This is a genomic window from Klebsiella sp. MS 92-3 (genome assembly GCF_000195655.1).
Taxonomy (GTDB): domain Bacteria; phylum Pseudomonadota; class Gammaproteobacteria; order Enterobacterales; family Enterobacteriaceae; genus Klebsiella; species Klebsiella pneumoniae.
Map to the genome: position 1 here is coordinate 49496 of NZ_GL882850.1, position 12509 is coordinate 62004.

Genomic DNA, 12509 nt, shown 5'->3' on the forward strand with positions numbered 1-12509 from the left:
GCCAGGACACAGACTAAGGATCCAAACCATGAGCCAGCAAGTCATTATTTTCGATACGACCTTACGTGATGGCGAACAAGCGTTACAGGCAAGCCTGAGTGTCAAAGAGAAGCTGCAGATCGCACTGGCCCTTGAGCGAATGGGGGTCGACGTAATGGAAGTCGGTTTCCCGGTATCCTCGCCGGGCGATTTTGAATCGGTGCAAACCATCGCGCGCACCATTAAAAACAGCCGCGTGTGCGCCCTGGCGCGCTGCGTTGAGAAAGATATCGACGTGGCGGCGGAATCGTTAAAAGTGGCCGAGGCTTTCCGTATTCATACCTTTATTGCCACCTCGCCGATGCATATCGCCACCAAACTGCGCAGTACGCTGGATGAGGTTATTGAGCGCGCAATCTATATGGTGAAGCGGGCACGCAACTACACTGACGACGTTGAGTTCTCCTGTGAAGACGCCGGCCGTACGCCGATTGCCGATCTGGCTCGCGTCGTGGAAGCGGCGATCAACGCCGGCGCCACCACCATTAATATCCCGGATACCGTCGGCTATACCATGCCGTTCGAATATGCCAACATCATCAGCGGCCTGTATGATCGCGTGCCGAATATCGACAAAGCAATTATTTCCGTCCACACCCATGATGATCTGGGCATCGCTGTCGGTAACGCCCTCGCCGCGGTCCACGCCGGTGCGCGCCAGGTAGAAGGTGCGATGAACGGTATCGGCGAACGCGCCGGCAACTGCGCGCTGGAAGAAGTGATCATGGCGATCAAAGTGCGTAAAGACATCATGAACGTGCACACCAACATTAATCATCATGAAATCTGGCGCACCAGCCAGACCGTCAGCCAGATCTGCAATATGCCGATCCCGGCGAACAAGGCCATCGTCGGCACCGGCGCCTTCGCCCACTCCTCCGGCATTCACCAGGACGGCGTGCTGAAGAACCGCGAAAACTACGAGATCATGACCCCGGAATCTATCGGCCTGAACCAGGTGCAACTGAACCTGACTTCCCGCTCCGGCCGCGCGGCGGTGAAACACCGGATGGAAGAGATGGGCTACCAGGAGAGCGATTACAACCTGGATCATCTGTACGACGCATTCCTGAAGCTGGCGGACAAAAAAGGCCAGGTCTTCGATTACGATCTGGAAGCGCTGGCCTTTATCAACAAGCAGCAGGAAGAGCCAGAGCATTTCCGCCTGGATTACTTCAACGTCCAATCCGGATCCAGCGATATCGCCACCGCCTCGATCAAACTGGTCTGCGGGGATGAGATCAAAACCGAAGCCGCCAACGGCAACGGTCCGGTCGATGCTATCTACCAGGCGATTAATCGCGTCACCGACTACAACATTGAATTAGTGAAGTATGGCTTAAGCGCGAAAGGCCACGGCAAAGACGCCCTGGGCCAGGTGGATATCGTCGTTGACTACAATGGCCGCCGCTTCCATGGCGTTGGTCTGGCAACGGATATCGTAGAGTCGTCAGCCAAAGCGATGGTTCACGTGCTGAACAACATCTGGCGCGCCGCCGAAGTCGAAAAAGAATTGCAACGCAAAGCTCAGAATAAAGAGAACAATAAGGAAACCGTGTAATGTCGAAGAATTACCATATTGCCGTTTTGCCGGGTGATGGCATTGGCCCGGAAGTGATGAACCAGGCGATGAAAGTACTGGAAGCCGTACGCCAACGTTTTGCCATGCACATTACCACCAGCCAGTATGACGTTGGCGGGGCGGCCATCGACCGTCAGGGAACTCCCCTGCCGCAGGCGACCGTCGCCGGATGCGAGCAGGCGGATGCGATCCTGTTCGGCTCCGTTGGCGGTCCGAAATGGGAGCACCTGCCGCCGGCGGAACAACCAGAGCGTGGCGCGCTGCTGCCGCTGCGTAAACACTTTAAACTGTTCAGCAACCTGCGCCCGGCCAAACTGTATCAGGGGCTGGAAGAGTTCTGCCCGCTGCGCGCCGACATCGCTGCTAACGGCTTCGACATTCTCTGCGTACGCGAACTGACCGGCGGCATCTACTTCGGCCAGCCGAAAGGCCGCGAAGGCAGCGGTCAGCATGAGAAAGCCTTTGATACCGAGGTGTATCACCGCTTTGAGATCGAGCGTATCGCGCGCATCGCTTTTGAATCCGCCCGCAAGCGTCGTCACAAAGTGACTTCCATCGATAAGGCCAACGTTCTGCAGTCCTCCATCCTGTGGCGCGAAATCGTCAGCGAGATCGGCAAGGAGTATCCGGACGTTGAGCTGGCGCATATGTATATCGATAACGCCACCATGCAGCTGATTAAAGATCCGTCCCAGTTCGACGTGCTGCTGTGCTCCAACCTGTTTGGCGACATCCTCTCCGACGAGTGCGCGATGATCACCGGCTCGATGGGTATGCTGCCGTCCGCCAGCCTCAATGAACAAGGTTTTGGCCTGTACGAGCCGGCGGGCGGTTCCGCACCGGATATCGCCGGCAAAAATATCGCCAACCCGATCGCGCAGATCCTCTCCCTGGCTCTGCTGCTGCGCTACAGCCTCGACGCTGACGAAGCGGCGACCGCCATTGAAAACGCGATCAACCGCGCCTTAGAAGAAGGGGTTCGAACCGGCGACTTAGCGCGCGGCACGGCGGCGGTCAGCACTGATGAAATGGGCGATATTATTGCCCGCTATGTCGCAGAAGGGGTGTAATCATGGCGAAGACGTTATACGAAAAATTATTTGATGCGCACGTAGTGTATGAGGCGCAGAACGAAACCCCGCTGCTGTATATCGACCGCCATCTGGTGCACGAAGTCACCTCTCCGCAGGCGTTTGACGGTCTGCGCGCCCATGGCCGCCAGGTGCGCCAGCCGGGTAAAACCTTCGCTACCATGGATCATAACGTCTCGACGCAGACCAAAGACATTAACGCGTCCGGTGAGATGGCCCGCATTCAGATGCAGGAGCTGATTAAGAACTGTAAAGAGTTCGGCGTTGAACTGTACGACCTGAACCACCCGTATCAGGGCATCGTCCACGTCATGGGCCCGGAACAAGGGGTTACCCTGCCGGGGATGACGATCGTGTGCGGTGACTCCCATACCGCCACCCACGGCGCGTTCGGTGCGCTGGCGTTCGGTATCGGCACCTCCGAAGTGGAGCATGTTCTGGCAACCCAGACCCTGAAACAGGGCCGCGCGAAGACCATGAAAATCGAAGTCCAGGGCAAAGCGGCGCCGGGCATTACCGCCAAAGATATCGTGCTGGCCATCATTGGTAAAACCGGTAGCGCCGGCGGCACCGGCCATGTGGTTGAGTTCTGCGGCGAAGCGATCCGCGATCTGAGCATGGAAGGGCGTATGACCCTGTGCAACATGGCGATCGAGATGGGCGCCAAAGCGGGCCTGGTCGCGCCGGACGAAACCACCTTCAATTACGTACGCGGCCGTCTGCATGCGCCGAAAGGCAAAGATTTTGACGATGCCGTAGCGTACTGGAAAACCCTGAAAACCGACGACGGCGCGACGTTTGATACCGTGGTGACGCTGCAGGCGGCGGAAATTGCCCCGCAGGTGACCTGGGGCACCAACCCGGGCCAGGTGATCTCGGTGACGGATAACATCCCCGATCCAGCGTCGTTCAACGATCCGGTGGAACGCGCCAGCGCCGAAAAAGCGCTGGCCTATATGGGGCTGAAATCCGGGATCCCGCTGACGGAAGTCGCTATCGATAAAGTGTTTATCGGCTCCTGCACCAACTCGCGCATCGAAGATTTACGCGCCGCGGCGGAAATCGCTAAAGGGCGTAAAGTGGCGCCGGGCGTCCAGGCGCTGGTGGTGCCGGGTTCTGGTCCGGTGAAAGCGCAGGCGGAAGCGGAAGGTCTGGATAAGATCTTTATCGAAGCCGGCTTTGAGTGGCGCTTACCTGGTTGCTCTATGTGTCTGGCAATGAATAATGATCGCCTGAATCCGGGCGAACGCTGTGCCTCAACCAGCAACCGTAACTTTGAAGGCCGTCAGGGCCGCGGCGGACGCACGCACCTGGTGAGCCCGGCAATGGCCGCGGCGGCAGCCGTTACCGGCCATTTCGCCGATATCCGTAATCTGAAGTAAGGAGACCATCATGGCAGAGAAATTTACCCAACATACCGGCCTGGTGGTTCCGCTGGATGCTGCAAACGTCGATACCGACGCGATCATCCCTAAGCAATTTTTGCAGAAGGTCACCCGCACCGGCTTTGGCGCGCACCTGTTTAACGACTGGCGCTTTCTCGACGATAAAGGTCAACAGCCGAACCCGGAGTTCGTGCTGAATTTTCCTGAGTACCAGGGGGCATCGATACTGCTGGCGCGGGAAAACTTCGGCTGCGGCTCCTCGCGCGAGCACGCGCCGTGGGCGCTGACCGATTACGGCTTTAAGGTCGTTATCGCCCCGAGCTTTGCCGATATCTTTTACGGCAACAGCTTCAATAACCAGCTGCTGCCGGTGACCCTGAGCGACGAGCAGGTCGATGAGCTGTTCAAGCTGGTGCAGGCCAACCCGGGCATTACGTTTGAAGTGGATCTGGAAGCGCAGGTAGTTAAAGCCGGGGATAAAACCTACAGCTTTAAGATCGACGATTTCCGCCGCCACTGCATGCTCAACGGCCTGGATAGCATCGGCCTGACGCTGCAGCATGAAGCGGCGATCTCCGACTATGAACGCAAGCTGCCGGCGTTTATGAATTAACCTTTGGGCCCGGTCATTTGATCGGGCTTTTTATTTTATTGCGGAGAAAATTGCGATCTCACGCACAAAAACTAATTTTAATTTGCTGATTGTCAGACCTTACCGCCACCCTGCCCTACCGCCTAAAGAAGAATTATTCCGCTTTCCTCCCCTTCTCCAGCACTGTTTATGTATTTTCCCTGCACTGCAAGTAAAAATAAGGCACGAGTGTTTAATATAAAAATATAAGAATGTGAAGAAAGCGTTAATCTCATAGAGAACCCCTATGGCTATGCACAAAAAAAAGCATTATTTTTCGATTTTTCCCCTCGTTATCTTTTGCCACAGAGAAATATTAACTAAGGACACGCCTGGGCCCCGCATATCGGCCTCCCGGCCTCCTGTGGAGAGAAGAGATGAGCCACTATCCGCACCTTTTCAGTCCGTTGACCATCAACGGTATGACGTTAAAAAACCGCATTATTATGCCCCCTATGGGCACCAATATGGCCACGCTCAATGGCGAGGTGTCGCAGGAACAGCTGGAATACTACGAACTGCGGGCCAAAGGCGGCACCGGGCTTATCACCATCGAAAATATTTGTATAGATTTCCCCTTCGCCTCCAACGGCACCACCCAACTGCGCATCGATAACGATCAATATATTCCACGGCTGTTTAAATTAACCGAGACCCTGCATAAACATGGCGCCTGCGTATCCATTCAGTTAAATCATGCCGGCGCTTCCGCTTATGCCTACCGACTGGAAGGCCAGACGCCGCTCTCCTCTTCTACAACGCCGTCGAAGAAGCACGGTAATATTCCGCGTCCGATGACCCATGAGGAAATTTATCATGCGGTAGAGAAATTTGGTGACGCCGCGGAGCGCGTTCGGCGCGCAGGTTTTGACTGCGTCGAAATTCATGCCGGTCACTCCTATTTAATTAGCCAGTTTTTATCGCCGCTGTTTAATAAGCGCACTGATGAATTTGGCGGCAGCATCGAAAATCGCACTCGGATACTGAGTCTGATTGTCGATAAGGTTCGCGCCTGCGTGGGGCCGCGTTTTCCGGTCAGTCTGCGCATCAGCGCCGACGACTTCCTCAAGGGCGGCAATACCCTCGAAGATTCCCTGCGTATTCTTGAGCTCTGCCAGGAGAAGGTCGATATCATCAACGTCTCTGCGGCGCAGAACGACAACCTGAATCTGCAAATCGATCAGATGTCGCTGGAGGATGGCTGGAAGCGCTATCTCTCCCGCGCGGTGCGCGATAAATTCCATAAACCCACGGTCATCGCCGGCAATATTCGCACTCCGCAGGTAGCCGAAGATATCCTCGCCAGCGGCGATGCCGATCTTATCGCCATTGGCCGCGGTCTGATTGCCGAGCCGGAGTGGGTGCAGAAAGTGCAAGGCGGAAAAGAGCGTCTGATGCGCAAATGTATCTCCTGCAACATCGGCTGCGCCGACCATCGCATCGCCCGCTCGCGCCCGCTGCGCTGTTCGATTAACCCGGATATTATTCACGGTGACGCCTATAAAATGCGGCGCGTGAATCGCGACACTAACGTGGTGGTCATCGGCGCCGGCACCGCCGGGATGGAAGCCGCCTGCACCGCGGCGGAAGTTGGTTGCCATACCTGGCTGCTGGAAGCGAAAAACCACGTCGGCGGCCTCGCCAGCGAAATCTCCCGCCTGCCGGAGAAAAAACGCATCGCTGATTTCCCGCAGTTTATGAAAAATCGTATCGCCTCGCTGGACAACCTGATGCTGCAGATCGGCAAGCGGGCCGACGTGGCTTCAGTTTCCGCCCTGCGTCCGCATCTGATTGTCAACGCCACCGGCTCAACGCCGCTGCTGCCGCCCATTGAAGGCTTGCGGGAAAACATTGACGTCGAGAACGGCAAGATCTTTTCCATTACCGGCATGATCGACAATCTGGCGAAATTTACCGATATCAAGGGCAAACGCATCGCCGTAGTCGGCGCCGGCGCCGTTGGCCTTGACGTTATCGAATACTTTACCGCTCGCGGCGCACAGGCGGTGCTAATCGAGATGCAGGACGCCGCCGGCCGCGATCTCGACATCATTACCAAAAATGCCATGTTGACCATGCTCGACGAGCACCAGGTCGAACAGCACATGAATACCCAACTGATGGCGGTCGCTGCCGACCATTTCCAGGTGAAAAATACACAGCAAACCTTCGATATTCCCTTCGACTACGGCTTTGTCTGTCTGGGGATGCGCGCCAACCGGACGGGTCTCGACGAGATCGAGCGCTGGGCCAATGCCAATAACGTCAAAATCATGAACATCGGCGACAGCGTGATGGCGCGACGCATTATCGATGGCGTCCGCGAAGGCCGCAACGTACTGGATGCACTGGAAGACATGGGTGCGCTGGGCAGCCGCGAAGCACAACGAATTCCCTTTCTAACTTATTGAGGATTTTTGTCATGGCAGAACGTATTACTGGACACACTGAGCTGATTGGCCTGATCGCCACCCCGATTCGTCACAGCATGTCGCCCACCATGCACAACGAGGCTTTCGCCCATCTCGGGCTGGACTACGTCTATCTCGCTTTTGAAGTCGGTAACCAGGAGCTAAAAGACGTGGTGCAGGGCTTCCGGGCGATGAAGCTGCGCGGCTTTAACGTCTCTATGCCGAACAAAACCGAGATTTGCCAGTATCTCGATAAACTGTCGCCGGCGGCACAGCTGGTCGGGGCGGTCAATACCGTGGTCAACGACGACGGCGTACTGACCGGACATATCACCGATGGCACCGGCTACATGCGCGCCCTTAGCGAAGCCGGTATCGATATCATCGGCAAGAAGATGACCGTACTCGGCGCCGGCGGCGCGGCAACGGCGCTCTGCGTCCAGGCAGCACTGGATGGCGTGAAGGCGATCTCCATCTTTAACCGTCGCGATAAATTCTTCGCTAACGCAGAAGAAACCGTGGCCAAGATCCGCCACAACACCGACTGCGAGATCCATCTGTTCGATCTCGACGATCATGACAAGCTGCGCGCCGAAATTGACAGCAGCGTGATCCTGACCAATGCCACCGGGGTCGGCATGAAGCCGTTCGAAGGCCAGATGCTGCTACCTGACGACAGCTTCCTGCGTCCGGACCTGATCGTCTCCGACGTCGTCTACAACCCGCGCAAAACCCACCTGCTGGAAGTGGCCGAGAAAAAAGGCTGCCGCACGCTGAACGGCCTGGGGATGATGCTGTGGCAAGGCGCGCGCGCGTTCGAAATCTGGACGGGCAAACAGATGCCGGTTGATTACATCAAGAGCATTCTGTTCTAAGAGGCGAATGATGAAAAATAAATACATCCCTACTGCGGCAGGGCTGTACCTCAACTACCTGATCCACGGTATGGGGGTGCTGTTAATCACCCTCAACATGGCCCATCTTCAGGAACAGTGGGGAACGGACGCGGCTGGCGTATCGGTGGTGATCTCCTCGTTAGGTATCGGCAAACTGGCAACCATCGTGACCGGCTTCCTGTCGGATCGCTTCGGTCGCAAGCCCTTTATCTATCTTGGGATCCTGAGTTACCTGATCTTTTTCGTCGGCATCCTGCTGACCAAAAATATCTATCTGGCTTACGTGTTCGGCATTATGGCGGGCCTGGCGAACAGCTTCCTCGACTCCGGTACCTATCCGGCGCTGATGGAATCTTTCCCGCACTCTGCCAGCCGGGCCAACGTGCTGATCAAAGCCTTCGTCTCTGCAGGGCAGTTCCTGTTGCCGTTCATTATCAGCTTCCTGATATGGGCAAATCTGTGGTTCGGCTGGTCGTTCGTGATTGCGGCAGCGCTCTTTGTACTGAGCGGGATTTATCTGCTTAAAATGCCGTTCCCTGACAGCCAGGCGGCGAAAAAAGAGGAAGCCCCTACGGCACAGGCGGAAACAGCCGTCCGGCCACAGGCTAATAAGCTGGATATGGTGATCTTCACCCTGTACGGTTATATCGGCATGGCGACCTTCTATCTGGTCAGCCAATGGCTGGCGCAGTACGGCCAGTTCGTCGTCGGCCTGCCCTATGCCTCGGCGATTAAACTGCTTAGCATCTATACCGTCGGCTCGCTGGTCTGCGTCTTTGTAACTGCCGCCTTCGTCAAAGAGGTGTTTAGCTCGGCCATTGCGATGATTATTTATACTGGCCTGTCGATGATTTCGCTGCTGCTGGTGTGCCTGTTCCCGACGCCGATGATGGTGACCGGCTTTGCTTTTGTCATCGGCTTTGCCGCCGCTGGCGGAGTGCTGCAGCTGGGTGCGACAATCATGGCGATGAGCTTCCCGAACGGAAAAGGCAAAGCAACCGGCATCTTCTACACCGCCGGCAGTATCGCCAGCTTCACGATCCCGTTGATCACCGCAAAGCTTTCGCAGATCAGTATTGCCAGCATTATGTGGTTTGATTTTCTGATCGCCGTTATCGGCTTTGTGATCGCCCTGTACATCGGCTATCGTCAACTGCAGGCTCGGGCGGCGCAAAAAGTGTCACGCACCGCAGTCACCGCCTGAAGTACAACGCGAAAAATAATGGATACCTACATGACAAATGCAGTAACCGTAAAGAACATCACCTTCCAGGAAGGGGAAACCCTCATTTGTGTACCGCTGATCGGTAAAACCCTGGATGAGATACTGGGTAACGCCCACGGCCTGGTCGATGCCGGCGCCGATATTATCGAATGGCGCGTTGACCACTTTGCCCAGGTCAGAGAGATGGCCCAGGTGATGGCCGCGCTGGCGGAAATCCGTGGCGCGCTGAAAGCGCTTCCGCTGCTGTTTACCTTCCGCAGTAAGAAAGAAGGTGGCGAAACCGAGCTCAGCGACGAAGCCTATTTTGCGCTCAACCGCGAGGCCGCACGCAGTGGACTGGTTGATGTTATCGATATCGAACTGTTCAATGATGAAGCGCAGATCCGCGCGCTGGTTGACGATGCGCATGCCGCGGGCGTCAAGGTGATCATGAGTAATCATGATTTCCATAAGACCCCCGCTCAGGAAGATATTATCTATCGCCTGCGCCGCATGCAGGATCTGGGGGCCGATCTGCCGAAGATCGCGGTGATGCCGCAGTCGCCGCAGGATGTTCTGACCCTGCTGGCCGCCACGCTGACCATGAAAGAGAAGTATGCGACGCGTCCGCTGATCACCATGTCGATGGGCAAATCCGGTGGCGTTAGCCGGGTCACCGGGCGCTTGTTCGGTTCGGCGATGACCTTCGGTACCGTTGGTCAGGCCTCCGCGCCGGGGCAGATCGCCATCGCTAAGCTGCGTGAAGTGATGGATATTCTCTCCTGATATCCGGATGGCCCGGAGGTCACATCCGGGCCATCCGTTAACAGATCTTCTGGCTATCGTGGATAACCACATTTTTAAATGACTCCAGCGCCGGAGAGAGCCCCTTGTCTTTCATGGTCGCCAGATAGATATAGCGGGGGGGGATGGTGTTTTTAATCTTCAGGATATGGACGTTGTAATAGGAGAGCGCGGTGATGCGCGGCATAATCGCGATCCCGTAGTCAATACTCACCAGCCCGGCCATCGCCGTATCCTCATCCACATAGCAGGCGATCTCCGGCACCAGCTTTTGCTGCATAAATACATTATCGATAAACGGACGTAAGCCGCTATTTTCTGAAAAATAGATATACGGATAATGAATCGTCTCCACCAGATCGACTTCATGTTCATATAGCCGGGCCAGCGGATGATCCTTTGCCGTGACCACCACCAGTTCCTGCTGGATCACCGGAATAAAATCGATATCGGGTTCATCGGCAATATAAGAGCAGATCGCCAGATCGACTTTTCCGGCCTTCAGCTCCTGCAACAGCGTCAGCGATGTCCCTTGAGTAAAAGAAAAAGTCACATTGTGACATTCAGGTGAAAGAGAATATTTATTAATTAACTGTGGAACAACATACTCCCCCATCGTGTAAATAAAGGCGATGCGAATATTCTCTTTATTCTCAGCGCCATTTTTTTGCAATATCATGCGTCCGTTCTCCAGCGAGGCCAGCGCATCTTCAACATACGGCAAAAAACGCTTGCCGTTTTGGGTAATTTTTACGTTCCGCCCCTGTCTGGCGAATAGCGCGACCCCTAACTCCTTCTCCAGCTCCGATATCGCGTGGCTTAGCGAGGGCTGGGTGATGCACAGACTGGAGGCGGCTTCGGTGTAATGCTCAGTTTCAGACAGACGTTTAAAATAATAAAGTTGCTTTAGGTTCATTATTTTTACCCGTATAATATAAGAATAAATGCACTGACGCTAATATACCATGCAAGCCACCAATAATGCGCATGAACGGGTAAATATCGGCGTTACATCAAATATTATTTGACGAAGGGCATGAATGTGCCGCAAGGCATTGCCATTCATAGATACTACCTATAGCTCCTGGAGATATTTTTGCATATTAGAATATATGCAAAAATATTTTAAACTTTAAAGGAACTCGCTATGAGTATGTCAAACTCTCAGGAAGTCCTCACTTCCACATCGGGGGCGAAAAAAAGAAGCCGCGTACGGATAGTTATTCTGCTGCTACTTTCCGTCGGAACGATGATCAATTATCTCGACCGTACCATCCTGGGTATTGTAGCGCCACAGTTAAGCAAAGAAATCCATATCGATCCGGCGATGATGGGCATCATCTTCTCCGCCTTCGCCTGGACTTATGCGCTGGCGCAGATCCCCGGCGGGATGTTTTTAGACCGCTTTGGCAACAAACTGACCTATGCCCTGTCAATTTTCTTCTGGTCGCTGTTTACCCTGCTGCAAAGTTTCACCCTCGGCCTAAAATCCCTGCTGCTTCTGCGCCTGGGACTCGGCGTCAGCGAAGCGCCCTGCTTTCCGGCCAACAGCCGCATCGTCAGCACCTGGTTCCCTCAGCATGAGCGCGCGCGGGCAACGGCAACATATACAGTTGGTGAATATATAGGACTGGCCGCTTTCTCGCCGCTGTTATTTTTAATTCTCGAACATCATGGCTGGAGAACGCTTTTTTTCCTCACCGGCGGATTAGGTATTTTATTTACTTTAGTGTGGTGGCGTTTTTATCATGAACCGCATGAATCGCGCACGGCTAATCAAGCGGAGCTGGAGTATATCGGCGCAAACGGCATTAACAATAAAATCCAGAACGTTCCATTTAACTGGCGTGACGCCAGACGCCTGCTGGGCTGTCGCCAGATCCTCGGCGCCAGCCTGGGTCAGTTCGCCGGCAACACCACACTGGTCTTTTTCCTGACGTGGTTTCCCAGCTACCTCGCCAACGAGCGCCATCTTCCATGGCTGCACGTCGGCTTCTTCGCCACCTGGCCCTTCCTTGCCGCCGCGATTGGCATCCTCTTCGGCGGCTGGATCTCCGACCGGTTGTTGAAGCGAACCGGCTCCGTCAACATCAGTCGAAAGTTACCAATAATTTCCGGTTTATTGCTGTCCAGCTGTATTATCGCGGCGAATTGGGTAAGCGCCAATAGCACCGTAATTATTATCATGTCGGTGGCTTTTTTTGGCCAGGGGATGGTCGGTCTGGGCTGGACCTTAATTTCTGATATTGCCCCGGAAAATATGGCAGGCCTCACCGGCGGCATATTTAATTTCTGTGCCAATATGGCCTCGATTATCGCACCACTGATAATTGGTGTGATTATTTCCGCCACGGGTAATTTCTTTTACGCGCTGATCTACGTCGGCCTGACGGCGCTGATTGGGGTGATTGCCTACATTTTTATCATTGGCGACATTAAGCGTATCGAACTCAAGTAGGCCTGGTC

Annotated in this window: 10 protein-coding genes; 9 read left to right on the forward strand and 1 reads right to left on the reverse strand. The window is 54.9% G+C overall.

Translation table 11 applies throughout. The features are described from left to right. Window positions 1-28: 28 nt before the first annotated feature. The 8 genes from leuA (at window position 29) to aroD (ending at window position 10025) form a co-directional block, all read left to right on the forward strand. Window positions 29-1600 carry a 2-isopropylmalate synthase gene (gene leuA, locus HMPREF9538_RS05405; RefSeq protein ID WP_004178594.1) on the forward strand — a complete coding sequence of 524 codons (1572 nt, stop codon included), beginning with the start codon at window positions 29-31 and terminating at the stop codon, window positions 1598-1600. After that, the gene (gene leuB, locus HMPREF9538_RS05400) at window positions 1600-2691 is read left to right on the forward strand and encodes a 3-isopropylmalate dehydrogenase (RefSeq protein WP_002888487.1); all 1092 of its coding nucleotides are present in this window, start codon (window positions 1600-1602) and stop codon (window positions 2689-2691) included. Before leuA ends, leuB begins: the two co-directional genes overlap by 1 nt. Window positions 2692-2693: 2 nt before the next feature. Then, on the forward strand, window positions 2694-4094 hold the full coding sequence (gene leuC / locus HMPREF9538_RS05395) for a 3-isopropylmalate dehydratase large subunit (RefSeq protein WP_009485995.1): 1401 nt from the start codon (window positions 2694-2696) through the stop codon (window positions 4092-4094). 10 nt (window positions 4095-4104) lie between these two features. After that, window positions 4105-4710, forward strand: coding sequence for a 3-isopropylmalate dehydratase small subunit (gene leuD / locus HMPREF9538_RS05390; RefSeq protein WP_002888481.1), 606 nt, complete (start codon window positions 4105-4107; stop codon window positions 4708-4710). A 395-nt stretch (window positions 4711-5105) separates the two neighbouring features. After that, on the forward strand, window positions 5106-7139 hold the full coding sequence (locus HMPREF9538_RS05385) for an FAD-dependent oxidoreductase (RefSeq protein ID WP_009485996.1): 2034 nt from the start codon (window positions 5106-5108) through the stop codon (window positions 7137-7139). Window positions 7140-7150: 11 nt separating this feature from the next. Beyond that, window positions 7151-8014 (forward strand): shikimate dehydrogenase, encoded by an 864-nt coding sequence (locus HMPREF9538_RS05380; RefSeq protein WP_002888460.1) that lies wholly within the window; start codon window positions 7151-7153, stop codon window positions 8012-8014. A 10-nt stretch (window positions 8015-8024) separates the two neighbouring features. After that, the gene (locus tag HMPREF9538_RS05375; protein WP_004178591.1) at window positions 8025-9239 is read left to right on the forward strand and encodes an MFS transporter; all 1215 of its coding nucleotides are present in this window, start codon (window positions 8025-8027) and stop codon (window positions 9237-9239) included. A 30-nt stretch (window positions 9240-9269) separates the two neighbouring features. Further along, the gene (gene aroD / locus HMPREF9538_RS05370) at window positions 9270-10025 is read left to right on the forward strand and encodes a type I 3-dehydroquinate dehydratase (RefSeq protein ID WP_004177420.1); all 756 of its coding nucleotides are present in this window, start codon (window positions 9270-9272) and stop codon (window positions 10023-10025) included. Between the two features lie 37 nt (window positions 10026-10062). On the opposite strand, the gene HMPREF9538_RS05365 is transcribed toward aroD, so the two are convergent. After that, a complete protein-coding gene (locus HMPREF9538_RS05365; RefSeq protein WP_002888455.1) occupies window positions 10063-10959 on the reverse strand; it encodes a LysR family transcriptional regulator in 897 nt (298 codons plus the stop codon). Window positions 10960-11190: 231 nt separating this feature from the next. Here HMPREF9538_RS05365 and HMPREF9538_RS05360 point away from each other — a divergent pair, with 231 nt between their 5' ends. After that, complete coding sequence (locus HMPREF9538_RS05360) at window positions 11191-12501, forward strand: MFS transporter (RefSeq protein ID WP_004147047.1); 1311 nt, start codon at window positions 11191-11193, stop codon at window positions 12499-12501. The last annotated feature ends 8 nt before the right edge of the window (window positions 12502-12509 follow it).

Excerpts from the sequence above, each read along its gene's own strand:
- HMPREF9538_RS05385 (WP_009485996.1), top strand. The coding sequence starts at position 5,106 with ATGAGCCACTATCCGCACCTTTTCAGTCCGTTGACCATCAACGGTATG.
- HMPREF9538_RS05380 (WP_002888460.1), top strand. The coding sequence starts at position 7,151 with ATGGCAGAACGTATTACTGGACACACTGAGCTGATTGGCCTGATCGCC.
- HMPREF9538_RS05375 (WP_004178591.1), top strand. The coding sequence starts at position 8,025 with ATGAAAAATAAATACATCCCTACTGCGGCAGGGCTGTACCTCAACTAC.
- leuA (WP_004178594.1), top strand. The coding sequence starts at position 29 with ATGAGCCAGCAAGTCATTATTTTCGATACGACCTTACGTGATGGCGAA.
- leuD (WP_002888481.1), top strand. The coding sequence starts at position 4,105 with ATGGCAGAGAAATTTACCCAACATACCGGCCTGGTGGTTCCGCTGGAT.
- leuC (WP_009485995.1), top strand. The coding sequence starts at position 2,694 with ATGGCGAAGACGTTATACGAAAAATTATTTGATGCGCACGTAGTGTAT.
- HMPREF9538_RS05360 (WP_004147047.1), top strand. The coding sequence starts at position 11,191 with ATGAGTATGTCAAACTCTCAGGAAGTCCTCACTTCCACATCGGGGGCG.
- leuB (WP_002888487.1), top strand. The coding sequence starts at position 1,600 with ATGTCGAAGAATTACCATATTGCCGTTTTGCCGGGTGATGGCATTGGC.
- aroD (WP_004177420.1), top strand. The coding sequence starts at position 9,270 with ATGACAAATGCAGTAACCGTAAAGAACATCACCTTCCAGGAAGGGGAA.
- HMPREF9538_RS05365 (WP_002888455.1), bottom strand. The coding sequence starts at position 10,959 with ATGAACCTAAAGCAACTTTATTATTTTAAACGTCTGTCTGAAACTGAG.